Source organism: Streptomyces sp. NBC_01450, from assembly GCF_036227505.1.
GTDB lineage: Bacteria > Actinomycetota > Actinomycetes > Streptomycetales > Streptomycetaceae > Streptomyces.
Genome location: NZ_CP109480.1, coordinates 8,909,711 through 8,934,510, shown reverse-complemented (window position 1 = coordinate 8,934,510; position 24,800 = coordinate 8,909,711). Strand labels below are relative to the sequence as shown.

General features: G+C 70.4%; 21 protein-coding genes. 2 read left to right on the top strand and 19 right to left on the bottom strand.

Annotated elements, in window-relative coordinates:
• Window positions 1-24: 24 nt before the first annotated feature.
• The 6 genes from carB to pyrR all read right to left on the bottom strand — a co-directional run bounded on the left by carB (window position 25) and on the right by pyrR (window position 8,026).
• Window positions 25-3,333, bottom strand: coding sequence for a carbamoyl-phosphate synthase large subunit (carB, locus tag OG568_RS39765; protein ID WP_329535006.1), 3,309 nt, complete (start codon window positions 3,331-3,333; stop codon window positions 25-27).
• The gene (carA, locus tag OG568_RS39760; RefSeq protein WP_329370404.1) at window positions 3,326-4,483 is read right to left on the bottom strand and encodes a glutamine-hydrolyzing carbamoyl-phosphate synthase small subunit; all 1,158 of its coding nucleotides are present in this window, start codon (window positions 4,481-4,483) and stop codon (window positions 3,326-3,328) included. The genes carB and carA overlap by 8 nt, the downstream gene beginning before the upstream one ends.
• Window positions 4,480-5,055, bottom strand: a complete 576-nt coding sequence (locus tag OG568_RS39755; protein WP_329536580.1) for a PH-like domain-containing protein — start codon at window positions 5,053-5,055, stop codon at window positions 4,480-4,482. The genes carA and OG568_RS39755 overlap by 4 nt, the downstream gene beginning before the upstream one ends.
• 14 nt (window positions 5,056-5,069) lie before the next feature.
• Entirely contained in the window at window positions 5,070-6,356 is a 1,287-nt protein-coding gene (locus OG568_RS39750) for a dihydroorotase (RefSeq protein WP_266416369.1), read from the bottom strand.
• Between the two features lie 5 nt (window positions 6,357-6,361).
• Window positions 6,362-7,339: an aspartate carbamoyltransferase catalytic subunit gene (locus tag OG568_RS39745; RefSeq protein WP_266416365.1), complete on the bottom strand. Its 978-nt coding sequence runs from the start codon at window positions 7,337-7,339 to the stop codon at window positions 6,362-6,364.
• Between the two features lie 96 nt (window positions 7,340-7,435).
• A complete protein-coding gene (pyrR, locus tag OG568_RS39740) occupies window positions 7,436-8,026 on the bottom strand; it encodes a bifunctional pyr operon transcriptional regulator/uracil phosphoribosyltransferase PyrR (protein WP_099923780.1) in 591 nt (196 codons plus the stop codon).
• A 253-nt stretch (window positions 8,027-8,279) separates the two neighbouring features.
• Here pyrR and bldD point away from each other — a divergent pair, with 253 nt between their 5' ends.
• Window positions 8,280-8,780: a transcriptional regulator BldD gene (gene bldD, locus OG568_RS39735; RefSeq protein ID WP_152786397.1), complete on the top strand. Its 501-nt coding sequence runs from the start codon at window positions 8,280-8,282 to the stop codon at window positions 8,778-8,780.
• 167 nt (window positions 8,781-8,947) lie between these two features.
• Here bldD and nusB read toward each other — a convergent pair whose 3' ends face one another.
• From nusB to OG568_RS39670, 13 genes are all read right to left on the bottom strand, one after another.
• Entirely contained in the window at window positions 8,948-9,382 is a 435-nt protein-coding gene (gene nusB / locus OG568_RS39730; protein ID WP_329535005.1) for a transcription antitermination factor NusB, read from the bottom strand.
• Window positions 9,383-9,384: 2 nt separating this feature from the next.
• The gene (gene efp / locus OG568_RS39725; protein WP_010988257.1) at window positions 9,385-9,951 is read right to left on the bottom strand and encodes an elongation factor P; all 567 of its coding nucleotides are present in this window, start codon (window positions 9,949-9,951) and stop codon (window positions 9,385-9,387) included.
• A gap of 58 nt (window positions 9,952-10,009) precedes the next feature.
• Window positions 10,010-11,116, bottom strand: a complete 1,107-nt coding sequence (locus OG568_RS39720; RefSeq protein WP_329535004.1) for a M24 family metallopeptidase — start codon at window positions 11,114-11,116, stop codon at window positions 10,010-10,012.
• Between the two features lie 277 nt (window positions 11,117-11,393).
• Window positions 11,394-12,272: a Pro-rich N-terminal domain-containing protein gene (locus OG568_RS39715; RefSeq protein WP_329535003.1), complete on the bottom strand. Its 879-nt coding sequence runs from the start codon at window positions 12,270-12,272 to the stop codon at window positions 11,394-11,396.
• A gap of 195 nt (window positions 12,273-12,467) precedes the next feature.
• Entirely contained in the window at window positions 12,468-13,559 is a 1,092-nt protein-coding gene (gene aroB, locus OG568_RS39710) for a 3-dehydroquinate synthase (protein ID WP_329535002.1), read from the bottom strand.
• Window positions 13,556-14,074 (bottom strand): shikimate kinase, encoded by a 519-nt coding sequence (locus tag OG568_RS39705; protein ID WP_266416342.1) that lies wholly within the window; start codon window positions 14,072-14,074, stop codon window positions 13,556-13,558. Before OG568_RS39705 ends, aroB begins: the two co-directional genes overlap by 4 nt.
• Window positions 14,071-15,255, bottom strand: coding sequence for a chorismate synthase (gene aroC, locus OG568_RS39700; protein ID WP_168490030.1), 1,185 nt, complete (start codon window positions 15,253-15,255; stop codon window positions 14,071-14,073). Before aroC ends, OG568_RS39705 begins: the two co-directional genes overlap by 4 nt.
• A 178-nt stretch (window positions 15,256-15,433) precedes the next feature.
• Window positions 15,434-16,273: a shikimate dehydrogenase gene (locus OG568_RS39695; RefSeq protein ID WP_329535001.1), complete on the bottom strand. Its 840-nt coding sequence runs from the start codon at window positions 16,271-16,273 to the stop codon at window positions 15,434-15,436.
• Window positions 16,254-18,101, bottom strand: coding sequence for an endolytic transglycosylase MltG (mltG, locus tag OG568_RS39690; protein ID WP_329535000.1), 1,848 nt, complete (start codon window positions 18,099-18,101; stop codon window positions 16,254-16,256). The genes OG568_RS39695 and mltG overlap by 20 nt, the downstream gene beginning before the upstream one ends.
• Before the next feature lie 392 nt (window positions 18,102-18,493).
• Complete coding sequence (ruvX, locus tag OG568_RS39685) at window positions 18,494-18,958, bottom strand: Holliday junction resolvase RuvX (RefSeq protein WP_266422011.1); 465 nt, start codon at window positions 18,956-18,958, stop codon at window positions 18,494-18,496.
• Window positions 18,959-18,993: 35 nt separating this feature from the next.
• The gene (gene alaS, locus OG568_RS39680; protein WP_266416334.1) at window positions 18,994-21,666 is read right to left on the bottom strand and encodes an alanine--tRNA ligase; all 2,673 of its coding nucleotides are present in this window, start codon (window positions 21,664-21,666) and stop codon (window positions 18,994-18,996) included.
• Complete coding sequence (locus OG568_RS39675) at window positions 21,666-22,010, bottom strand: DUF6167 family protein (RefSeq protein WP_266416331.1); 345 nt, start codon at window positions 22,008-22,010, stop codon at window positions 21,666-21,668. Before OG568_RS39675 ends, alaS begins: the two co-directional genes overlap by 1 nt.
• 7 nt (window positions 22,011-22,017) lie before the next feature.
• The gene (locus tag OG568_RS39670) at window positions 22,018-22,452 is read right to left on the bottom strand and encodes a DUF948 domain-containing protein (protein ID WP_329534999.1); all 435 of its coding nucleotides are present in this window, start codon (window positions 22,450-22,452) and stop codon (window positions 22,018-22,020) included.
• A 187-nt stretch (window positions 22,453-22,639) separates the two neighbouring features.
• Between OG568_RS39670 and OG568_RS39665 the strand changes: the two genes are divergently transcribed.
• Window positions 22,640-24,799, top strand: coding sequence for an ATP-binding protein (locus tag OG568_RS39665; RefSeq protein WP_329534998.1), 2,160 nt, complete (start codon window positions 22,640-22,642; stop codon window positions 24,797-24,799).
• Window position 24,800 lies beyond the last annotated feature (1 nt).

Below are 24,800 nucleotides of genomic sequence, written 5' to 3'. Positions count from 1 at the left end.
TTTCCGGTGTCCCCCTCAGGGCTGCTAGTCGCGGGCCGCGGTCAGATGTTCGGCGTGTTCCTGGAGTGAGCGGACGCCCACGTCGCCGTGGTTGAGCGCGTCGATTCCCTGGACGGCGGCGGCGAGCGCCTGGACGGTCGTGAGGCACGGCACGGAGCGTGCCACCGCGGCCGTACGGATCTCGTAGCCGTCGAGGCGGCCACCGGTGCCGTACGGCGTGTTGACGATCAGGTCGACCTCGCCGTCGTGGATGAGCTGGACGATGGTCCGCTCGCCGTTCGGGCCGGTGCCCTCCGACTGCTTGCGCACGACCGTCGCGTTGATGCCGTTGCGCTTGAGCACCTCGGCCGTACCGGAGGTGGCCAGCAGCTCGAAGCCGTGGGCGACCAGCTCGCGCGCCGGGAAGATCATCGAGCGCTTGTCGCGGTTGGCGACCGAGATGAAGGCGCGGCCCTTGGTCGGCAGCGGGCCGTACGCCCCCGCCTGGGACTTGGCGTACGCCGTGCCGAACACGGAGTCGATGCCCATGACCTCACCGGTGGAGCGCATCTCCGGGCCGAGGACGGTGTCGACACCGCGCCCGTGGATGTCGCGGAAGCGCGACCACGGCATGACGGCCTCCTTGACGGAGATCGGCGCGTCGAACGGCAGCTCACCGCCGTCACCATGTGCGGGGAGCAGCCCCTCCGCCCGCAGCTCCGCGACGGTCGCGCCCAGCGAAATACGGGCGGCGGCCTTCGCCAGCGGGACCGCGGTCGCCTTGGAGGTGAAGGGCACGGTGCGCGAGGCTCGCGGGTTGGCTTCGAGGACGTACAGGATGTCGCCCGCCATCGCGAACTGGATGTTGATCAGGCCGCGCACCCCGACACCCTTGGCGATGGCCTCCGTCGAGGTCCGCAGGCGCTTGATGTCGAAGCCGCCCAGCGTGATCGGCGGCAGCGCGCACGCCGAGTCGCCGGAGTGGATGCCGGCCTCCTCGATGTGCTCCATGACACCGCCGAGGTACAGCTCCTCACCGTCGTACAGCGCGTCCACGTCGATCTCGATCGCGTCGTCGAGGAAACGGTCGACCAGGACGGGCCGGGAGGGGCTGATCTCGGTCGACTCGGCGATGTAGGAGGACAGCCGCGTCTCGTCGTACACGATCTCCATGCCGCGCCCGCCGAGGACGTACGACGGCCGTACGAGGACCGGGTAGCCGATCTCGTCCGCGATGGCCTTGGCCTCGGCGAAGGTGGTGGCGGTGCCGTGCTTGGGGGCCGGGAGGCCGGCCTCCGCGAGGACGCGTCCGAAGGCGCCGCGGTCCTCGGCGGCGTGGATCGCCTCGGGGGACGTGCCGACGACCGGCACGCCGTTGTCCTTCAGCGCCTGCGCCAGGCCCAGCGGGGTCTGGCCGCCGAGCTGGACCACGACACCGGCGATCGGGCCGGCCAGCGACTCCGCGTGGACGATCTCCAGCACGTCCTCGAGCGTCAGCGGCTCGAAGTACAGGCGGTCGGAGGTGTCGTAGTCCGTGGAGACGGTCTCGGGGTTGCAGTTGACCATCACGGTCTCGTAGCCCGCGTCGCTGAGCGCGAAGGAGGCGTGGACACAGGAGTAGTCGAACTCGATGCCCTGGCCGATGCGGTTCGGGCCGGAGCCCAGGATGATCACCGCGGGCTTCTCGCGCGGCGCGACCTCCGTCTCCTCGTCGTAGGAGGAGTAGAAGTACGGGGTCTTCGCCGCGAACTCGGCGGCGCAGGTGTCGACCGTCTTGTACACCGGGCGCACGCCCAGCGCGTGCCGCACCTCGCGCACCACGTCCTCGCGCAGCCCGCGGATCTCGGCGATCTGGACGTCGGAGAAGCCGTGCCGCTTGGCCTCGGCGAGCAGCTCGGGGTCGAGCTTGTCGGCGGCGGCCAGCTCGTCCGCGATCTCCTTGATCAGGAAGAGCTGGTCGACGAACCACGGGTCGATCTTCGTCGCCTCGAAGACCTCCTCGGGCGTGGCACCCGCGCGGATGGCCTGCATGACGGAGTTGATGCGCCCGTCGGTGGGCCGGACGGCCTCCTCGAGGAGAAGCTTCTTGTCACCGGGCTCACCCACGAAGGTGAACTGGCTGCCCTTCTTCTCCAGCGACCGCAGCGCCTTTTGCAGCGCCTCGGTGAAGTTGCGGCCGATCGCCATGGCCTCGCCGACCGACTTCATGGTGGTCGTCAGGGTGGAGTCGGCGGACGGGAACTTCTCGAAGGCGAAGCGCGGGGCCTTCACGACCACGTAGTCGAGCGTCGGCTCGAAGGAGGCCGGGGTCTTCTCCGTGATGTCGTTCGGGATCTCGTCGAGCGTGTAGCCGACGGCGAGCTTCGCGGCGATCTTGGCGATCGGGAAGCCGGTCGCCTTGGAGGCGAGCGCCGAGGACCGCGAGACGCGCGGGTTCATCTCGATGACGATGATGCGGCCGTCGTCGGGGTTCACCGCGAACTGGATGTTGCAGCCGCCGGTGTCGACGCCGACCTCGCGGATGATCGCGATGCCGATGTCGCGCAGCCGCTGGTACTCGCGGTCGGTCAGCGTCATCGCCGGCGCGACGGTGATGGAGTCGCCGGTGTGGACGCCCATCGGGTCGAAGTTCTCGATGGAGCAGACGACCACGACGTTGTCGTTCTTGTCGCGCATCAGCTCCAGCTCGTACTCCTTCCAGCCGAGGATGGACTCCTCCAGGAGCACCTCGGTGGTCGGGGAGAGCGTGAGGCCCTGGCCGGCGATGCGGCGCAGCTCCTCCTCGTCGTGCGCGAAGCCGGAGCCGGCGCCGCCCATGGTGAAGGAGGGGCGGACGACGACGGGGTAGCCGCCGAGCGTCTCGACGCCCGCGAGCACGTCGTCCATGGAGTGGCAGATGACGGACCGGGCGGACTCGCCGTGGCCGATCTTCTCGCGCACGGCCTCGACGACGCCCTTGAAGAGGTCGCGGTCCTCGCCCTTGTTGATCGCCTCGACGTTGGCGCCGATGAGCTCGACGCCGTACTTCGCCAGCACACCCTGCTCGTGCATGGAGATCGCGGTGTTGAGGGCCGTCTGGCCGCCGAGCGTCGGCAGCAGGACGTCCGGGCGCTCCTTGGCGATGATCTTCTCGACGAACTCGGGGGTGATCGGCTCGACGTACGTGGCGTCGGCGATCTCCGGGTCGGTCATGATCGTCGCCGGGTTGGAGTTGACGAGGATGACCCTCAGGCCCTCGGCGCGCAGGATGCGGCACGCCTGGGTGCCGGAGTAGTCGAACTCGGCGGCCTGGCCGATGACGATCGGGCCGGAGCCGATGACCAGGACGGACTGGATATCGGTGCGCTTAGGCACGCTGGCCCTCCATCAGGGATACGAAGCGGTCGAACAGGTAGGCGGCGTCGTGCGGGCCCGCTGCCGCTTCGGGGTGGTACTGCACGCTGAAGGCCGGCTGGTCGAGGAGGTGGAGTCCCTCGACGACCTGGTCGTTCAGGCAGACGTGGGAGACCTCGGCGCGGCCGTAGGGGGTCTCGGAGACCTTGTCGAGCGGCGCGTCGACGGCGAAGCCGTGGTTGTGCGCGGTGACCTCGACCTTGCCGGTCGTACGGTCCTGCACCGGCTGGTTGATGCCGCGGTGGCCGTACTTCAGCTTGTAGGTGCCGAAGCCGAGGGCGCGGCCGAGGATCTGGTTGCCGAAGCAGATGCCGAAGAGCGGCGTCTTGCGGGCGAGGACCTCCTGCATGACGGACACCGGTCCGTCGGCGGTGGCCGGGTCACCGGGGCCGTTGGAGAAGAAGACCCCGTCGGGGTTCACGGCGTACACGTCCTCGGCCGTGGCCGTGGCGGGCAGCACGTGCACCTCGATGCCGCGCTCGGCCATGCGGTGCGGGGTCATGCCCTTGATGCCCAGGTCGACGGCGGCGACGGTGAACTTCTTCTCGCCGATGGCGGGGACGACGTACGTCTCCTTGGTGGCGACCTCCGCGGCGAGGTTCGCGCCCTTCATCTCGGGCGCCTGGCGCACCTCGGCGAGCATGGTGCCCTCGTCGGGCAGCGCGTTGCCGGAGAAGATGCCGACGCGCATGGCGCCGCGCTCACGCAGGTGACGGGTGAGGGCACGGGTGTCGATACCGCTGATGCCGACGACACCCTGGCTGCGCAGTTCCTCGTCCAGCGAGCGCCGGGCGCGCCAGTTGGAGGGCACGCGCGCGGGGTCGCGTACGACGTAACCGGAGACCCAGATCCGCTTCGACTCGGGGTCCTCGTCGTTGACGCCGGTGTTGCCGACGTGCGGGGCGGTCATGACGACGACCTGGCGGTGGTACGACGGGTCGGTGAGGGTCTCCTGGTAGCCGGTCATCCCGGTGGAGAACACGGCCTCGCCGAAGGTCACCCCCACGGCCCCGTAGGCGCGGCCGCGGAAGGTCCGGCCGTCCTCCAGGACGAGTACGGCGGGAGCTGCCTTGTGCCTCTGCGAGGCGGCTCCCTGGATGGAGGTCGTCATCGTGCGCCTTCCGTCTTGGTGCTCTTGTTGATCATGTTGTTCAGTGCGTCGACCCACTCGGTGTGCTCGGCCGCGTGGTCGGAGCGGAACCCGGAGTCGATCAGCTTGTCGCCGTGCTCCCAGGTGACGACGAGCAGACCGCCCTCGCTGAGGACCTTCCCGGCGATGCCCTTGCCGAGCAGTGCCTCGCGCAGTGCCTCGGCCGGGATGAAGAAGTCGGTGGCCCCGGGGCGTACGACGTCGAGACCCGCGTCGGTCAGCGTGAGCTCGACCCGGCTGCGGGTGCCCAGGCCGTGCGCCACGATGCGGTCCAGCCACTGCCCGGCGGTGGTGGAGCCGTGGTAGCGGCCGCTCATGCTCAGTTTCGCCGGGCCGGGGTCTTCCGGCACGGTGGGCAGCTCGGGCAGGTCACCCTGAAGGGTGCCGCGCCACTTCCAGCCCTCGCGCATCAGCCAGTAGACGAGGGCGACGAACAGGACGAGGCCCACGAGCCAGCCGATCCGGGCGGCCCAGTCGGTCACTTCGGCCGACTTCTGTTCGGCGGCCACGGAGGCGGCCACGGAGGCGGCCATCGGGATGAGAGGTGTCACGCGAGCTTCCCGTCGACGAGGGTGGCCTTGCCCCGCAGCCAGGTGTGCGTGACCCGGCCCGGCAGCTCACGGCCCTCGTAGGGGGTGTTGCGGCTGCGCGAGGCGAAGCCCGCGGGGTCCACGGCTCCACGGTATGCCGTGTCGACGAGCGTGAGGTTGGCGGGCTCACCTGCCGAGACGGGACGGCCGTGGCCCGCGGCCTGCCCGATCCGGGCGGGCTTGAAGGACATGCGGTCGGCGACACCGGCCCAGTCCAGCAGCCCGGTCTCCACCATCGTCTGCTGGACGACGGAGAGCGCGGTCTCGAGCCCCACCATGCCCATGGCGGCGGCGGCCCACTCGCAGTCCTTGTCCTCGTGCGGGTGCGGCGCGTGGTCGGTGGCCACGATGTCGATCGTGCCGTCGGCGAGCGCCTCGCGCAGGGCCGTCACGTCACGCTCGGTGCGCAGCGGCGGGTTGACCTTGTAGACCGGGTTGTACGAGCGGACCAGCTCGTCGGTGAGGAGCAGGTGGTGCGGGGTGACCTCGGCGGTGACGTCGATGCCCCGCGACTTGGCCCAGCGCACGATCTCGACGCTGCCCGCGGTCGACAGGTGGCAGATGTGGACGCGCGAGCCGACGTGCTCGGCGAGCAGGACATCTCGGGCGATGATCGATTCTTCGGCCACCGCGGGCCAGCCCCCGAGCCCCAGCTCGGCGGAGACGACGCCCTCGTTCATCTGGGCGCCCTCGGTGAGGCGGGGCTCCTGCGCGTGCTGCGCGACCACGCCGCCGAAGGCCTTCACGTACTCCAGGGCCCGGCGCATGATCACCGCGTCGTCCACGCACTTGCCGTCGTCCGAGAAGACCGTGACGCCTGCCGCGGATTCGTGCATCGCGCCCAGCTCGGCGAGCTTCTTGCCCTCCAGGCCGACCGTGACGGCGCCGATGGGCTGCACATCGCAGTAGCCGTGCTCCTGGCCGAGCCGGTAGACCTGCTCGACCACCCCGGCGGTGTCGGCGACCGGGAAGGTGTTGGCCATGGCGAACACGGCGGTGTAGCCGCCGCTCGCCGCGGCGCGCGTACCGGTCAGGACGGTCTCGGAGTCCTCGCGGCCCGGCTCGCGCAGATGGGTGTGCAGGTCGACGAGGCCCGGCAGGAGGACCTTGCCGTCGGCCTCGACGACCTCGGCGCCCTCGTCGGAGAGGCCGGTGCCGACCGCCTCGATGACGGCGCCGTCGATCAGCACGTCCTGCGGCTCGCCCCCGAGCACCTTCGCACCACGGATCAGGATCTTGCTCATGCTTCTTACTTCTCCTCGGTACGGGTGTGGGTGACGGCGGGCTCGTTGCCGCCCAGGAGCAGGTAGAGCACGGCCATGCGGATCGAGACGCCGTTCGCCACCTGCTCGACGACGGTGCAGCGGTCGGAGTCGGCGACCTCGGCGGTGATCTCCATACCGCGGACCATCGGGCCGGGGTGCATCACGATGGCGTGCTCGGGCATCTTCGCCATGCGGTCGCCGTCGAGGCCGTAGCGCCGCGAGTACTCGCGCTCGGTGGGGAAGAACGCCGCGTTCATCCGCTCGCGCTGGACGCGCAGCATCATCACCGCGTCGGACTTGGAGAGGGTGCTGTCGAGGTCGTAGGAGATCTCGCAGGGCCAGGACCCGACGCCGACCGGCACCAGGGTGGGCGGCGCGACGAGGGTGACCTCGGCGCCGAGGGTGTGCAGCAGGTCGACGTTGGAGCGGGCGACCCGGCTGTGCAGGACGTCGCCGACGATCGTGATGCGCTTGCCGGCCAGGTCCTGGCCGATCCCGGCGTCCCGGCCGACCAGGCGGCGGCGCATGGTGAAGGCGTCGAGCAGGGCCTGCGTGGGGTGCTGGTGGGTGCCGTCGCCCGCGTTGATGACGGCGGCGTCGATCCAGCCGGAGGTGGCGAGCCGGTACGGGGCTCCGGAGGCGCCGTGCCGGATGACGACGGCGTCGACGCCCATGGCTTCGAGGGTCTGGGCGGTGTCCTTCAGGGACTCCCCCTTGGACACCGAGGAACCCTTGGCGGTGAAGTTGATGACGTCCGCGGAGAGGCGCTTCTCGGCGGCCTCGAAGGAGATCCGGGTACGGGTCGAGTCCTCGAAGAAGAGGTTGACGACGGTGCGGCCGCGCAGGGTCGGCAGCTTCTTGATCGGCCGGTCGGCGACCCGGGCCATCTCCTCGGCGGTGTCGAGGATCAGGACGGCGTCGTCGCGGGTGAGGTCGGCGGCCGAGATGAGATGACGCTGCATCTGTCAGGCTCCGTAAGGCAGTTCAGGAGAATTCGGGCAGGCGGGCGCGCATGGGGGCGCACTCGGGGGCGTACGGCACTGGCGTACTCCGGAGTGCTAGTGCTGCGCGTCCGAGGAGGTCCGCTTAGCGCCGAGCAGCACGGTGTCGCGACCGTCCTCCTCGGCGAGCTGGACCTTGACCGTCTCCCGCAACGACGTGGGGAGGTTCTTGCCGACGTAGTCGGCGCGGATGGGCAGTTCGCGGTGGCCGCGGTCGACGAGGACCGCGAGCTGCACGGCGCGCGGGCGGCCGATGTCGTTCAGCGCGTCGAGTGCGGCGCGGATGGTGCGGCCGGAGAAGAGCACGTCGTCGACGAGGACGACCAGGCGGCCGTCGATGCCGTCACCGGGGATCTCGGTGCGGGCCAGCGCACGCGGCGGGTGCATGCGCAGGTCGTCGCGGTACATGGTGATGTCGAGCGAACCGACCGGGATCTTGCGATCGGTGATCTCTTCGAGCTTGTCGGCCAGTCTGCGGGCCAGGAAGACGCCCCGGGTCGGAATGCCGAGGAGCACCACGTCGTCGGCGCCCTTGGCACGTTCGACGATCTCGTGGGCGATGCGGGTCAGCACCCGCGCGATGTCGGGGGCCTCGAGAACGGGCCGCGCATCGGCTTCGTACTGCTGCTTGTCCTGCTCTGTGTCCATACGAAACGGACCTCCTTCTCCGCCTCACGGGACGGATCATTAAAGGACGTCGGATTTGCGCCATCCACGGTACCAGCTCGGCAACGCGCCTGATCACCACCCCCCGGACCACCGCCGGTGACTCCCACGCGAAGGTCGGTCCGGACCATTCGGCTTGACGGGGGAGAGTAACGCTGCGTAACCTCACAGTGAGTCACCAGAGTCACCAGCCGCGCGGCGGAGCCGCACGTTGATACAGCGTCCGGGGAGCAATATGTCCAGCGAATACGCCAAACAGCTCGGGGCCAAGCTCCGGGCCATCCGCACCCAGCAGGGCCTTTCTCTCCACGGAGTCGAGGAGAAGTCACAGGGACGCTGGAAGGCGGTCGTGGTCGGGTCGTACGAGCGCGGCGACCGCGCCGTCACCGTGCAGCGCCTCGCCGAACTGGCGGATTTCTACGGGGTCCCCGTGCAGGAGCTGCTGCCCGGCACCACTCCTGGCGGGGCCGCCGAGCCGCCGCCGAAGCTCGTCCTCGACCTGGAGCGGCTGGCCCACGTGCCGGCCGAGAAGGCGGGTCCGCTGCAGCGTTACGCCGCGACGATCCAGTCCCAGCGCGGTGACTACAACGGCAAGGTGCTGTCGATCCGCCAGGACGACCTGCGCACCCTCGCCGTCATCTACGACCAGTCGCCCTCGGTCCTCACCGAGCAGCTGATCAGCTGGGGCGTCCTGGACGCGGACGCGCGCCGCGCCGTCTCCCACGACGAGAGCTGATCCCTTCGGGGAGTTCAGCAGAAACGTGCCACCCCGGCGGCTTTCTGCGGGCCTCTGGGGCCTCACGGGTACGGGAACGCCGGAGGGCCCGCAGCGGACGTGCTGCGGGCCCTCCGGCGTTCTGGTGCGTCGTCTACGGGCGCGTATGGACCACGAGCGCCGTTCGACTAGGCCTCGTCGCGACGCAGCGACGGCTTCAGGTCCTTCAGCCGACCCAGCAGGCCGTTCACGAACGAGGGCGACTCGTCCGTGGAGAACTCCTTCGCCAGCTGCACCGCCTCGTCGATGACCACGGCGTCGGGGGTCCCGTCGACCCAGATCAGCTCGTAGGCGCCTAGGCGCAGGATGTTGCGGTCGACGACCGGCATCCTGTCCAGCGTCCAGTCGACGGCGTACGTCGCGATGAGCTCGTCGATCCGCTTCGCCTTGGTGGCGTAGCCCTCGACCAGCTGCATCGTGTACTCGCTGACCGGCGGCTGCCGGGTGTCGGTCCGGGAGTGCCGGATCCAGTCCGCGAGGACCGTCAGGACGTCCACGCCGCGCTGGTCGCCCTCGAAGAGGATCTGGAAGGCGCGCTTGCGGGCCGTGTTGCGGGCAGCCACGGTTAGCTGTTCACCCGGCCGAGGTAGTCGCTCGTGCGGGTGTCGACCTTGATCTTCTCACCGGTGGTGATGAAGAGCGGGACCTGGATCTGGTGACCGGTCTCCAGGGTGGCGGGCTTGGTGCCGCCGGTGGAGCGGTCGCCCTGGACGCCGGGCTCGGTCTCCTGGATGACGAGCTCGACGGCGGCGGGCAGCTCGACGAAGAGCACCTCGCCCTCGTGCTGCGCGACGGTGGCGGTGAAGCCCTCGATCAGGAAGTTGGCGGCGTCACCGACGGACTTGCGGTCGACCATCAGCTGGTCGTACGTGTCCATGTCCATGAAGACGAAGTACTCGCCGTCCATGTACGAGAACTGCATGTCGCGCTTGTCGATCGTGGCCGTCTCGACCTTGACGCCGGCGTTGAACGTCTTGTCGACGACCTTGCCGGAGAGCACGTTCTTCAGCTTGGTGCGCACGAAGGCCGGGCCCTTGCCGGGCTTGACGTGCTGGAACTCGACGACGGACCAGAGCTGGCCTCCGTCGAGCTTGAGCACCAGGCCGTTCTTGAGGTCGTTCGTGGAAGCCACGGTTGCGGAATCTCCTGGACTGACGTGGACGACCCCGGGACACGCGCGTAGCGATTGGCTAGAGCGCGAGCAGTTCCTTGGTCGTGATGGTGAGTAGCTCGGGTCCGCCGTCCGCCTCGGGGCGTACGACGAGCGTGTCATCGATCCTGACACCGCCCCGGCCCGGGAGGTGGACTCCCGGTTCGACGGTGACCGGCACGCAAGCGTCCAGTTTACCCATGGCTGCGGGAGCGAGCTGCGGGTCCTCGTCGATTTCGAGCCCCACACCATGTCCGGTCAGCGGAGGAAGGCCCTCCGCGTGCCCCGCGGAGTCGAGCACCTGGCGGGCTGCCCGGTCCACGTCACGGTAGGCGGCGCCGGGCGCCAGCGCCTCGCGTCCGGCCCGCTGGGCCGCGAAGACGAGGTCGTACAAGTCGATCTGCCAGTCGGCGGGCGAGGTGCCGATCACGAAGGTACGGCCGATTTCACAGCGGTAGCCGCGATAGGTCGCGCCCAGGCAGACGGAAAGGAAATCTCCCTCCTCGACGCGCCGGTCGGTGGGCCGGTGCGTGCGCCGTCCGGAGTTCGGTCCGGTGCCGACGGAGGTCGCGAAGGCGGGACCGTCGGCGCCGTGGTCGACGAGTCGGCGCTCCAGCTCCAGCGCGAGATGGCGCTCGGTGCGGCCGACGAGAATGGACTCGAGGAGCTCCCCGAGCGCCTGGTCGGCGATCTCGGCGCCGATCCGCAGACAGGAGATCTCCTCCTCGTCCTTGATCACCCGCAGCTGCTCCACCGCGCAGCCCAGGTCGGCGAGGCGCAGGCGGGGGGTCACCGAGCCGATGGCCCGGTGCCGGGCCACGGTGAGGTGGTGCTCCTCGACGGCCAGGGAGTCGGCGCCCTGGGCGATGGCGGCATCGGCGGCGGCCACGGCCGGGTCGCCTCCGGCGCGCGGCAGCACCACCACGCGCAGCGCCTCGTCGGGACGCCCCTCGCCGGCCTCGCCGCTCGGCGGAGCGCCGCAGAGCAGCAGGTCCTCGCTCGTGCCCAGCAGGAGGACGGCACCGCGCGGGGCCGCGCCCCCGAGGTACCTCACGTTGGCCGGGCGGGTGACGAGCGCCGTCGCGCTGCCGCCCGCCGCACAGCGCTCCCGAAGCCGCTCGCGTCGCGCCGCGTACACCTCTGACATAAATCGAGCCTACGAGCGTCGACGCGATGTCGCCGTTCCAGCGGGGCCGGATGGGCGGCAGGCGGCCGGCGGTAAGGCGGAGGCACCGCGGCGAGGGGTCAGGGGGCTGGTTCCTCGACTGCGATCGGCGGGGGTCCGACAGACGGTGCGCCCCGGCGGTACTCCTGAGGGCCGTGACTGCGCCGGGCTTCCGCCGCCGCCCGGCGCTCCTCCACCGATGCCGTGCGGCGTGCGGCGTGCGGCGTGCGGCCGACGAATTACCGCCGCTCTCGCCGGGCTACCACTGCGGTGGGCTCGCGAGGGAGCGGGCCAGGACTTCGTCCAGGACGCGGGCCGTGGACGGGACGTCCAGCTGGGAGTTGTCGATGATGGGGAGCCCGGAGCCGTACCAGCCGGCCATCCGGCCGTGGATACGGGCGACTTCCTCGTCGGTCAGACGGCGGTTTCCGGAGCGCTCGGCGTTGCGCTCCAGGACTATCTCCAGGCCCGGCAACAACACCACGGGCAGCAACCCCGGCCCGACGTGTCGCTTCCAGCCGCCGAGGCCGACGACCGGGCGGTCCGGGAAGACCGCGTCGTCGAGGACGCAGGAGATGCCGTTGGCCAGGAAGTTCCGCGCGGCGAACCCGCAGGTGCGGCGGGCCAGGCGGTACTGCGCCTCCGAATGGTCGTTCCACCCCGACTGCGGATCGGCGAAGCCCGAGCGCACCCATTCGCGTACGTCGTCGAGGCTGATGTGGGCGGTCGGCACCCGGCGGTGGTCCGCCCAGTACTTGGCGACGCTGGTCTTGCCCGCGCCCGCGGGCCCGATGAGCAGTACGGCGAGGGTGGTCGCCGCGGGGTCGGGGGCGCCCGTGGCGGGCGGCGCGCTGGGCATGGCGACCGGACCGCCCGGGGGCAGTTGCACATGGCCCGTCGTGTCGGGAATCGCCGGTGCGGGGGCGTGCTGCGGGGGCGCGGGATGCGGCAGGTGCGAGGGCGGTGCCGGATGTCCCGGGGGCGGACCGGCGAAGCCGGGGCCCGGTGGGCTCGTGGGCGCCGGACCGGGGGGTCCGCCCGGGTGTCCCGGGTGCTGTGCGGCCGACGACCAGTCGGCGGCCGGTCCGTGCCCCGGCTGGTGGGGCGGCGGCAGCGGAGCCCCCACTGCGTGCTGCATCCGGTGCCACTCCGTCTCGTGCAGGCGATTGACGCTGGCGAGCGGAGCCTCCCGCTCTCCCCCACAGCCTAAAGGGCATGGGAGAGGCCCCGCCGAACGGTACCTTCCCCGGCCGCCGTTGTGTGAACGGCCGGGGAAGCTGGGGAGTGCCCATGAAGGGAGGGCAAATCGGGCCGACCAGGGGCCCGTTGGGAGCTACTCCCCCACTTCGCCGTACGCGGCGAGGAGCACGGCCGGGTCGGGGCCCTCCAGGACGGTCGGCTTGGCCAGCCCGTCCAGGACGATGAAGCGCAGCAGGCTGCCGCGGGACTTCTTGTCGACCTTCATGTTCTCCAGCAGCTTGGGCCACTGGTCGTAGCGGTAGTTGAGCGGAAGGCCGACGGACTCCAGGATCGTGCGGTGGCGGTCGGCGGTCGCGTCGTCCAACCGGCCTGCCAGTCGGCCGAGTTCGGCCGCGAAGTGCATACCGACGGCGACGGCCGCGCCGTGCCGCCACTTGTAGCGCTCGTTCTTCTCGATGGCGTGCGCGAGGGTGTGGCCGTAGTTGAGGATCTCGCGGAGCCCCGACTCCTTGAGGTCGCCGGAGACGACCTCGGCCTTCACCTTGATGGAGCGCTCGATGAGCTCCGCGGTGTGCGGGCCCGCGGGCGTCCGTGCCGCCTCGGGGTCGGACTCGATGAGCTCCAGGATCACCGGGTCGGCGATGAAACCGGCCTTGATGATCTCCGCGAGCCCGGAGACGAAGTCGTTGACCGGCAGCGAGTCGAGCGCGGCCAGGTCGCAGAGCACGCCCGCGGGCGGGTGGAAGGAGCCGACGAGGTTCTTGCCCTCGGCGGTGTTGATGCCGGTCTTGCCACCGACCGCCGCGTCCACCATGGCCAGCACGGTGGTGGGTACGGCGATCCAGCGCACCCCGCGCAGCCAGGTCGCCGCCACGAACCCGGCCAGGTCGGTGGTGGCGCCGCCGCCCACGCCGACGATGACGTCGGTGCGGGTGAAGCCGGACTGGCCCAGCGCCTTCCAGCAATAGGCGGCGACCTCCGCGGTCTTGGCCTCCTCCGCGTTGGGCACCTGGATGGCGACGGCCTCGAAGCCCTGTCCGGCCAGGTCGGCGCGGAGCGCCTCCCCGGTCTCGGCGAGCGCCTCGGGGTGGATGATCGCGACGCGCTGGGCCTTGTCGCCGATCAACCCGCCCAGTTCACCGAGGAGTTGACGGCCGACCAGAACCTCGTAGGGGTCGGTGCCCGCGGTGCCGCCGACCTGGATACGCGTCACTGCCTCGCTCATGCTTCCTTCAACTCCAGTGCGTCGAGGACGGCTTGAGCGACCTCTTCGGGGGTGCGGCCGTCGGTCGGCACGACCGCCCGGGCCACTTCGGTGTACAGGTGGCGGCGCGCCTCCATCAGCTCGCGCCACTGTCGGCGCGGGTTGACCGCGAGCAGCGGACGGGCCGCGTTCAGGCCGGTGCGCTGGACCGCCTCCTCGACATCCATCGAGAGGTAGACGACCCGGTGCCCGGCGAGCAGCGCGCGCGTGTCGGCGTCGAGGATCGAGCCACCGCCCAGCGCCAGCACCCCGTCGTGCTCGGCCAGCGCCTTGTGCACGGCGCTCTTCTCGATGGCGCGGAAGACCGGCTCGCCCTCGTCGACGAAGATGTCGGCGATCGTGCGGCCCTTCTCGGCCACGATGTCGTCGTCCGTGTCGCGGTAGGCGCAGCCGAGCCGCTCGGCGACCAGTGCGCCGACAGTGGACTTGCCCACGCCCATCGGCCCGACGAGGACAACCAGCGGTCCAGCGGTCACCGTACGACCAGGTTCTCGAGGTACGACTCGACGTTGCGCCGCGTCTCGGGCACGCTGTCGCCGCCGAACTTCTCGGCCACCGCGTCCGCGAGGACGAGGGCGACCATGGCCTCGGCGACGATTCCGGCGGCGGGGACCGCGCAGACGTCGGAGCGCTGGTGGTGCGCCTTGGCGGCCTCGCCGGTCGCCACGTCGATGGTGGCCAGGGCGCGCGGCACGGTCGCGATCGGCTTCATCGCGGCACGTACGCGCAGCAGCTCGCCGGTGGTCAGACCGCCCTCGGTGCCGCCGGAACGGCCGGAGGTGCGGCGGATGCCGTCCTCGGTGTGGACGATCTCGTCGTGGGCCTTGGAGCCGGGCACACGGGCCAGCTCGAAGCCGTCGCCGACCTCGACGCCCTTGATCGCCTGGATGCCCATGAGCGCGGCCGCGAGCCGGGCGTCGAGGCGCCGGTCCCAGTGCACGTGCGAGCCGAGGCCCACCGGCACGCCGTACGCGAGCACCTCGACGACGCCGCCGAGCGTGTCGCCGTCCTTGTGGGCCTGGTCGATCTCCGCGACCATCGCCTTCGACGCGTCGGCATCGAGGCAGCGCACCGGGTCGGCGTCGAGCCTCTCGACGTCCGAGGGCTTGGGGTAGACGCCGTACGGGGCCTTCGCCGCGGCCAGCTCGACCACGTGCGAGACGATCTCGATCCCGGCCGTCTCCTTCAGGTACGAACGGGCCACCGCGCCCAGCGCGACACGGGCCGCGGTCTCCCGGGCGGAGGCACGCTCCAGGATCGGCCGGGCCTCGTCGAAGCCGTACTTCTGCATCCCCGCGAGGTCGGCGTGGCCGGGCCGGGGCCGGGTCAGCGGCGCGTTGCGGGCCACCTCCGCCAGCACCGACGGGTCCACCGGGTCGGCCGCCATGACCTGCTCCCACTTGGGCCACTCGGTGTTGCCGACCATGACGGCCACCGGCGAGCCGAGGGTGAGTCCGTGCCGGACACCGCCCAGGAAGGTGACCTCGTCGCGCTCGAACTTCATCCGGGCACCGCGCCCATAGCCCAGGCGCCGCCGGGCCAGGTGGTCCGCCACCATCTCCGTGGTGATCGGCACGCCGGCGGGAAGACCCTCCAGCGTCGCGACAAGTGCGGGACCGTGGGACTCCCCCGCGGTCAGCCAGCGCAACCTGCTCAACGGTGCTCCTCATGCTCGCGCCCTGGTACTGCTGCTGCGTACACGCGTCCTCGTGTACGGCGACGGCGCGACCGGGTGCGCGGCCCGGGCCCGCCACCTCCGATCCTCCCACGTCCGGGCGCGGTGTCCCGCCGCAGGTCCATCAGGCGGGACGCCACCCGGCCCCCCGCGGCGGTGCTCAGCGGCTCGCGAGGGCCTGCTCGCCCGCCTTGCGCATGGCGTCGAGCGGCGCGGGCGCGCGTCCGGTCATCTGCTCGACCTGGAGCACCGCCTGGTGCACCAGGAGGTCGAGTCCGCTGACCACGGCGCCGCCGTAGCCGGACCAGCGGGCCGCGAGGTCGGTGGGCCACGGGTCGTACAGCACGTCGAAGAGCGTCGCGGGCCGTTCCGGTACCGCGGCGGACAGGGCGTCCGTCGTGCCCGCCGGGGTGGTCGCGATCACGAGCGGGGCGCGCAGGGCCCGCGCGGCGTGCGCCCAGTCCTCCGTACGGACCTCGACGTCGAGCCGCTCGCCCCACTGCCGCATCTCGGCGGCCCGCTCCGCGCTGCGGACATAGGCGACGACCTCGCCGGTGCAGATCCGGGCGAGTGCGGCCAGCGCGGAGGAGGCGGTGGCGCCCGCGCCGAGGATCGCGGCGGAGTCCACCCGCTCGATCCCGCGCTCGCGCAGCGCGGCGACCATCCCGGGGATGTCGGTGTTGTCTCCGACGCGGCGCCCGTCGTCGGTGAACACGACGGTGTTGACCGCCTCCACGGAGGCCGCCGTCTCACTGACCTCGTCGAGCAGCGGGATGACGGCCCGTTTGAGCGGCATGGTCAGCGACAGTCCCGCCCACCCGGGACCGAGCTCGCCGAGGAAGCCCGGCAGCGCCTCCTCGTCGACCTCGAAACGGTCGTAGGACCAGTCGTCGAGTCCCAGTTCGCGGTACGCGGTGCGATGCAGCACCGGCGAGAGGGAATGGGAGATCGGGGAGCCGAGTACCGCGGCCCTTCGGGCGTCAGTTGCCCGAGTTCTCATTGAATTTTTCCTTGAGCTTCAGGAATTCCGCGTTGTTCTTGGCGAATTCGGTGTTGCTCTGACCGTCGGTCGCCACGAAATAGAGCCAGCCGTCGCTGGTCGGGTTGAACGTCGCCTTGAACGCGTCGTCCCCGGGGTTTCCGATCGGCCCGGGCGGCAGACCCCTCTGCGTATAGGTGTTGTACGGGTCCATGTTGCTGTTGATCTCGGACTCGCTGATGTTGATGTTGCTCTGGCCCTTCAGATAATTGAAGGTCGAGTCGAACTGAAGCTTCCTGTTGGTCTCCGTGTTCGTGACCTTGAGACGGTTGTAGACCACCTCGGCCATCTTGCGGAAATCGTCGTGGGTCTTGCCCTCGGCCTGGACGAGGCTCGCGACCGTGACGACCTGCAGCGGGTTCTCCAGCTTCAGTTCCTTGGCCTTGGCCGCGAGGTTGTAGGCCGTGTACTTCTCCTTGGCCTGCGCCACCATCTGCTTCAGGATCGCCTCGGGCTTCATGCCCTTCGCGGCGGGATACGTCGCCGGGTAGAGGAATCCTTCCAGTGGATCCTTTATGTCCTTGCTGTTGCCCGCCCAGCTGGGAAGTCCGAAGGTCTTGTACTCCTTCTTGGCGATCTTCCCGGTGGTGCCGTCCGCGAGATCGAGCTTCTTGTCGATCGCCTGGTAGACAAGGACGTTACGTTGCCCGGGAGCGACGATCACATTGTTCTGGCTCTTGGGGTCGAGCATCAGCTTGACCGCGCTGGCAGCCGACATGCCCTTCTTCAGCACATACGCGCCCGCCTGGATCTTGTCCCCATTGGGGGTCTGCTGCTGAGCGGAGACGAAGGCGTCGACGCTCTTGACGATGCCGGCGTCCTTCAGCACCCGTCCGATCGCATAGCCGAACGCACCCTTGGGAATCTCGACCGTCACCTCGCCCGAGCCGTCACCCGCGTAGTCCGGAGCCGGGCCGAAACGATTTTGGTAGGTGTGGTACCCGTAATATCCGACTGCGCTGATACCGCCGCCGAAGACCAGCACCACCATCAGGCAGGCGCAGCCACTGCGGCGCTTCTTGCCCTTGTCGCTCTTGCCGCCACGGACCTTCCGGTCGCCGCGGCCGGCCTTGGGGTCGTCGTCGAGGTCGTCGTCATCGTCGTCACCGCCCGCGAAGAAGGCGTGTTCACCCTGATCGGGACCCGGGTCCCAGTCGGTCTCCGGTTCGGGCTCGGCACGGCGGCGGGCCGGCGGCTCCGGCGGCGGGTAAGCGTCGGGCGTGCCGTACTGGTCCGGCTGCTCGGCGGCGTACGCGGCGGCCTGGTCCCCGTACGGGTCCGTCGGGTCGGCGGCGTAGGCGACTTGACGCTGCGTCCCGTTGTCCCACCCGCCGTTGTGGTACTGCTGCTGCTCCTGGCCGTGGTACTGCTGCTGACCCGGATCGACGTACTGCTGCTCCTGGCCGGCGTACTGCTGCTGGCCCTGGCCGGGAAAGTGCTGCTGTCCCTGGTCGTGGAACTGCTGCTGTCCCTGGTTGTTGTACTGCTGCTGACCCTGGTTGTTGTACTGCTGCTGACCCTGGTTGTTGTACTGCTGCTGCTCCTGACCGTGGTACTGCTGCTGACCCTGGCCGTGGTAGTGCTGCTGCTCCTGGCCGTAGCCGCCCTGCGGACCGGGACCCCATTCGCCGTACTGCGCCTGCTGCTCCGGCTGCTGCGGATAGTGCTGCGGCTGGCCGCCGTAGGGGGACTGGCCGTCGGCGGCCTGCCCTTCCCATCCGCCATCCCCGTACAACGGGTCCTCCGGATTCCACGGTTCGGAGCCTGCGCCCCGGCCATACTCAGTCATCGATCCCCTACGAGCCGCGAGGCGGTGGGGGCTGAGCGCCCGTGACCCGGCATCCTATCCGCCTCTTCTGCTGTGTGACAGCTGTTCGAACAGTCCCACATGGCGCGGAACGTTACCGTATCGCGATCAGTTGACATTCATTTCTCGGCTGCGAAATGGCCGCCAATCGCCTGCTTGGCTTCCTGCCTCACGGTCGCCGGCCCCGTCGAAGAGCCATCCCGTCGAGGTCTTTCGCCAGCTCCACCGGCTGCGACCGCTCCCCCGACGGCCAGAAAGGATCTTCGCCCCGTCCGTGTCCCCGCCGTGACGGGTTCCACAGACGGGGCGCGTCCGCTCTCACGATCGACGGTCGCGACGTTCACGCCTGCGACCGGTGCCCCTTGAACCTCAGCTCAGGCAGTGGTCTCGACGCCCTCGCCCGGCGCCTTCCCCGACGCCCGTTCGGACTCCAGAGCCTGCTGCAGGATGATGACGGCGGCCGCCTGATCGATGACGGACCTGCCCTTTTTCGACTTCACGCCCGATGCGCGCAGACCCTGGCTGGCCGTCACCGTGGTCATCCTCTCGTCGAGGAGGCGGACCCCGACGGGCGCGATCGCCCGGGCCAGCTCCTGGGCGAAGGCGCGTACCTTCACGGCGGCAGGGCCCTCGCCCCCCTTGAGGGAGCGAGGGAGCCCGACGACGACCTCGATCGGCTCGTACTCCTCGACGAGTTGCTTCAGCCGGCGCTGCGCGGCGGGGACATCGCGCCCCGGCACGGTCTCGACCGGAGTCGCGAGGATCCCGTCGGGGTCGCACGAGGCGACCCCGATCCGGGCGTCCCCGACGTCGATCGCGAGCCGACGGCCGCGGCGCATGACCCGGCCGTCCCCGCTCTCGGTACCGTCCGCGCTCACTTGGCCGTCTCGGCGACGAGCCGCTCGACCGCGTCGACGGCCTCGCCGATGGCGGCCGCGTTCTGGCCGCCGCCCTGGGCGACGTCGGGCTTGCCGCCACCGCCGCCGCCGAGGGTCTTGGCGGCCGTACGGACCAGGTCACCGGCCTTGAGGCCGCGCTCGCGGGCGGCTTCGTTGGTGGCGATGACCGTGAGCGGCTTGCCACCCGCCGTGGTAAACAGGGCCACCACGGCGGCCCGTCCGCCCTGGATGCGGCCGCGCACGTCGAGAACCAGCTTGCGCAGGTCGTCGGCGCTGGTGCCGTCCGGAACCTGGCCGGTGACCAGAGCCACACCCTGGACGTCCTTGGCGGACCCGGCGAGACCGGCGGCGGCCTGCAGGACCTTCTCCGCGCGGAACTTCTCGATCTCCTTCTCGGCGTCCTTCAGCTTGCCGAGCATGGCGGAGACCTTCTCGGGCAGCTCCTCGGGACGGCCCTTGATCAGCTCCTGGAGCTGGGCGACGACCGTGTGCTCACGGGCGAGGAAGTTGTAGGCGTCGACACCGACGAGGGCCTCGATACGCCTTACGCCGGAGCCGATCGAGGACTCGCCGAGCAGCTTGACCAGGCCGAGCTGGGAGGTGTTGTGCACGTGCGTGCCGCCGCACAGCTCCTTGGAGAAGTCGCCGATGGTCACGACACGGACGCGCTCGCCGTACTTCTCGCCGAACTCGGCGATGGCGCCCTGCTTCTTGGCCTCGTCGAGGCTCAGGATCTCGGCGTGCACGTCCAGGTCGCGGGCGAGCACCTCGTTGATCTTCTGCTCGACGTCGGTCATGACGGCCGTCGGAACGGCCGAGGGGGAACCGAAGTCGAAGCGGAAGCGGCCGGGCTGGTTCTCGGAACCGGCCTGGGCGGCCGTCGGACCGAGGGCGTCGCGCAGCGCCTGGTGGGTGAGGTGCGTGGCCGAGTGGGCGCGGGCGATGGCCGTCCGGCGACGGGAGTCGATGGTGGCCTGGGCCTGGGCACCGACGGTGACCTCGCCGACCTGGACGACGCCCTTGTGGACGTACACACCGGGGACGGGCTTCTGGCAGTCGCGGATCTCGATGACGGCGCCGGTGTCGACCTTGATGCGGCCGGTGTCGCCGATCTGGCCGCCGCCCTCGGCGTAGAACGGGGTGCGGTCGAGGACGATCTCGACCTCGTCGCCCTCGGTGGCGGCGGGCGAGGAGACACCGTCGACCAGGATGCCGACGATGCGCGACTCGCCGGCGGTGCGGTCGTAGCCGATGAACTCGGTCTCACCGGCGGCGTCGGCGATCTGGCGGTAGGCGCCGAGGTCGGCGTGGCCGGTCTTCTTGGCCTGGGCGTCGGCCTTGGCCTTGTTGCGCTGCTCCTTCATCAGACGCCGGAAGCCGTCCTCGTCCACCGAAAGGCCCTGCTCGGCGGCCATTTCGAGGGTGAGGTCGATCGGGAAGCCCCAGGTGTCGTGGAGCAGGAAGGCCTTGTCGCCGGCGAGGACGGTGCCGCCGGACTCCTTGGTGTCCGTGATGGCCGTGTCGAGGATGTTCGTGCCGGCCTTCAGAGTCTTGAGGAAGGCGGCCTCCTCGGCGAGGGCCACGGTCTCGATGCGCTGCCGGTCGGTGACGAGCTCCGGGTACTGCTGGCCCATCATCTCGATCACGACGTCGATGAGGTCCTTGACGACCGGACCGGTGGCGCCGAGCAGCCGCATGTTGCGGATGGCGCGGCGCATGATGCGGCGCAGGACGTAGCCGCGCCCCTCGTTGCCGGGGCTGACACCGTCGCCGATGAGCATCACGGAGGTGCGCATGTGGTCGGTGACCACGCGCAGCGAGACGTCGGAGTCGTGGGCGGCGCCGTACTCGACGCCCGTCAGCTCGGTGGCCTTCTTGATGACGGCCATGGAGGTGTCGATCTCGTACATGTTCTGCACGCCCTGCAGAATCATGGCGAGGCGTTCCATGCCGAGGCCGGTGTCGATGTTCTTGCTGGGCAGTTCGCCGAGGATCTCGAAGTCCTCCTTCGAGGTGCCCTCACCGCGCTCGTACTGCATGAAGACCAGGTTCCAGATCTCCACGTACCGCTCGTCGTTGACGGCGGGGCCGCCCTCGACGCCGAACTCGGGGCCACGGTCGTAGTTGATCTCGGAGCACGGGCCGCAGGGGCCGGGGACGCCCATGGACCAGTAGTTGTCCTTCTTGCCCAGGCGCTGGATGCGCTCGGCCGGGACGCCGATCTTGTCGCGCCAGATGGTCTCGGCCTCGTCGTCGTCGAGGTAGACCGTGATCCACAGGCGCTCGGGGTCGAGGCCGTAACCGCCCTTGTCCTGGGGCGAGGTGAGCAGCTCCCAGGCGTAGGTGATGGCGCCTTCCTTGAAGTAGTCGCCGAAGGAGAAGTTGCCGCACATCTGGAAGAACGTGCCGTGCCGGGTGGTCTTGCCGACCTCTTCGATGTCGGGCGTGCGCACGCACTTCTGCACGCTGGTGGCGCGCGACCACGGCGGCTTGACCTCACCGAGGAAGTACGGCTTGAAGGGGACCATGCCTGCGGGGACCAGGAGCAGAGTCGGGTCGTCCGCGATGAGCGACGCCGAGGGAACGACGGTGTGACCGCGCTCCTCGTAGAAGCTCAACCAGCGGCGGCGAATCTCGGCCGACTCCATCAGTGGTCCTCATTCCGGTTGTACGAGTACGTCGACCTCTCGACGTACGTCGGGTTCTTGCTGTGTCTCGGACTGTTCTCGATCGCGGCGATGCGCCGGGGCGCGGGCAGCTCGGGGCGGTGATCGAGCCCGAGCGCCTCGTCCAGTTCGGCCTCCCGCTCGGCCATGCCGTCGCGGACGTCGAGCGCGAAGTCCTTGAGCCGGTGCCCGGCCTCGATCGCCTTGTTCGCGGCCTGGGCCGCGAGGCTCTCGGGGGTCAGCTGCTTGAGCTTGCGGTTGACCTTGGTGGTGGCCCACACACCCGCGGCTGCGCCGGCGGTGAACCAGAACGTACGGCGGAACATCGCTGCGTCAGTCCTTCTTCCGCTTTCCCCGTCGCGCGGACGGGACGGTGCGGCCCACGATCACGCTACGACGGGAGGCCTTGGGGGGCACATTGTCCTTGCGGCCGCCGATGGCCCGGCGGACGCCGTAGCCGAACGCCGCGACCTTCACCAGCGGGCCGCCGAAGGTGGACGCGACGGTCGTGGAGAGCGCCGACGCGTTCGAGGTGACCTCCTGGACGTCCGACGCGATGGCGTCGACCCGGTCGATCTGGGTCTGCGCGGAGCGCACCGCCGCGGAGGCGTCGGCCAGCAGCGGGACGGCCTGGTCGGTCACGTCCGCCACCAGCTTGGTGGTCGCCCTGAGCGTCTGGGCCAGCCTCGCCAGTGCGACGGCGAGGAAGGAGACCAGGATCGCCCAGAAGACGGCCACCAGGATCCCGGCCACCTCTCCACCGGACACTGTCGCACCCGCTCCCTAGTACGTGCCTGCCAGTACGTGCCTGGACATCGTGTCTGAACATCAAAAAGTCGTCCCCCGAGCCTATCGCGCCGGGGCCGCCGCTCCGTACCGCATTACCGGCTGCCCGGCCCGTAGTTGCGCGAAGCGATTGTACGGACCGCTTACGGGTCAGTACGCTCCGTGTCCCATGCGAGCTTCTGAGTGCTCCGACCGGTCCACGCCCGGCAATCTGCCCCTGGAACTCAACGCGCTCGTGGGCCGCGCGGCCGAACTCGCACAGTTGGCGGAGACGCTGCGGCGAGCCCGCCTGGTGACGGTGACGGGCATGGGCGGCGTGGGCAAGTCACGCCTCGCGGCACGGGCCGCGGTACGGATCGGGCCGCGCGACGGCTCATGGCGGGTGGAGCTGGCCTCCGTACGCGATCCGGATCTCGTCGCGCACACACTCGTGGAGGCCCTCGGTCTGGCGGACCAGACGTCGAGGCCACCCCGCCGACTGCTCCTCGACCATCTCGCCGAGCGTCAACTCCTGCTGGTCGTGGACGGGTTCGAGCATCTGGTGGACGCGTGCGCCGCGCTGGTGGGCGAACTGCTGCGGCATGCGCCGGGGCTGCGGGTGCTCGCCGTGGGCCGCAGACCGCTGGAGGTCGAGGGTGAGCTGCTCTTCCCGCTGGCCCCGCTGCCCGAGCGGGAGGCCGCGGAGCTGTTCACGGACCGGGCGGCGGCCCGGGTGCCCGGGTTCGCGCTGGACGACGGCAACCGGGCGCACGTCCTGGAGCTGTGTCGACGCCTGGACGGGATCCCGCTCGCCGTCGAGCTGGCCGCGGGCCGGCTGAGCGCCCTCTCCCCCGGGCAGCTGCTGTCCCGGCTCGAGGACCGCTTCCGGCTGCTGACCGGCGGCGGGCGCGACGCCCTGCCACGCCACCAGACGCTGCGGACGGCGATCGGCTGGAGCCATGAGCTGTGCACGTCCGAGGAGCGGCTGCTGTGGTCACGGCTCTCGGTGTTCGCCGGGCCCTTCGACCTGGAGGCCGCCGAGTACGTGTGCAGCGGCGAGGGACTGCACGCCGACGACGTCCTCGACGTGCTGGACCAACTGCTCGCCCAGTCCCTGCTGTCCCGCGAGGAGACGGCGGCCGGCCCGTACTACCGGATGCTGGACACGGTGCGGGCGTACGGCGCGGACTGGCTGGTGGCGGCGGGCGACGCGGGCCGGCTGCGCCGCCGCCACCGCGACTGGTACATGGGCCTGGCGACCTGGTGCGAGCTGGACTGGTTCTCGCCGCGACAGGGCGAGGTGGCCGCGCGCATCGAGACGGAACTTCCGAATCTGCGCTGCGCCCTGGAGTACTGCCTGACCGAGCCGGGCGAGACGTATCTGGGCCAGTACCTCGCGGGCAGCCTGTGGTTCTACTGGGTCGGCTGCGGTCGGCTCGCGGAGGGACGGCACTGGCTGGAACGCGGGGTGGAGCTCGACAGCGACCGCGACCGGTCACGGCTGAAGGCCCTGTGGGTACTCGGCTATGTGGCGATCCTCCAGGGCGACACGGTGCCCGCGCTCACCGCGCTCCAGGAGTGCCGCGAGGAGGCCGAACGGACCGGCAACCCCACCGCGATCGCCTACGCCGAGCACCGCACCGGCTGTCTGGCGCTGGTCGGCGACGACATGGCACGCGCGGAGACCCTGCTGCGCTCGGCGCTCGACCGCTATCACGAGCTCGGCGAGCTCAACAGCAACGTACTGATGGCCCAGGTCGAGCTGGCGATGGCGCTGGCGTTCCGGGGCGATCTGCCGGGCGCGGTGAAGCTGTGCGAGGACGTCCGCCGGGTCTGCGAGGACCACGGGGAGCGCTGGGCGCTCGCGTACGCGCAGTATGTGCTGGCGTACGAGGCCCAGACCGCGGGTGATCCGGAGCGCGCCCGGGATCTCCTGGAACAGTGCCTGGACACCGGGCACGCCTTCCACGACCTGCTCGGCACGGTCCTCGCGATCGAACTGCTGGCGCTGGTCACGGAGGCGGAGGGCGATCCGGCCGAGGCCGCGCTGCTGCAAGGGGCGGCGGCCCGGCTGTGGCCCTCGGTTGGCTTGCCGCTGTTCGGCTCGGCGTACTACAACGCGCCGCACGAACGGTGCGAGGCCGGTGCCCGGCGGCGGCTGGGCGACGAGCGGTACGAGGAGTGCGTACGGGCGGGGGCACGGCTCGGGCGGGAGGCGGCGGTGGCACGGGCACTGCGGCGGACGGGGCCCCGGCCGCTGGGTGCGGTGCCCGCGCCGCGCGGGCTTCCCCCGGACACGCGCAAGCCCGCCGTCTCGCCCACCTCGAAGGGCGGGGAGACGACGGGCTGAC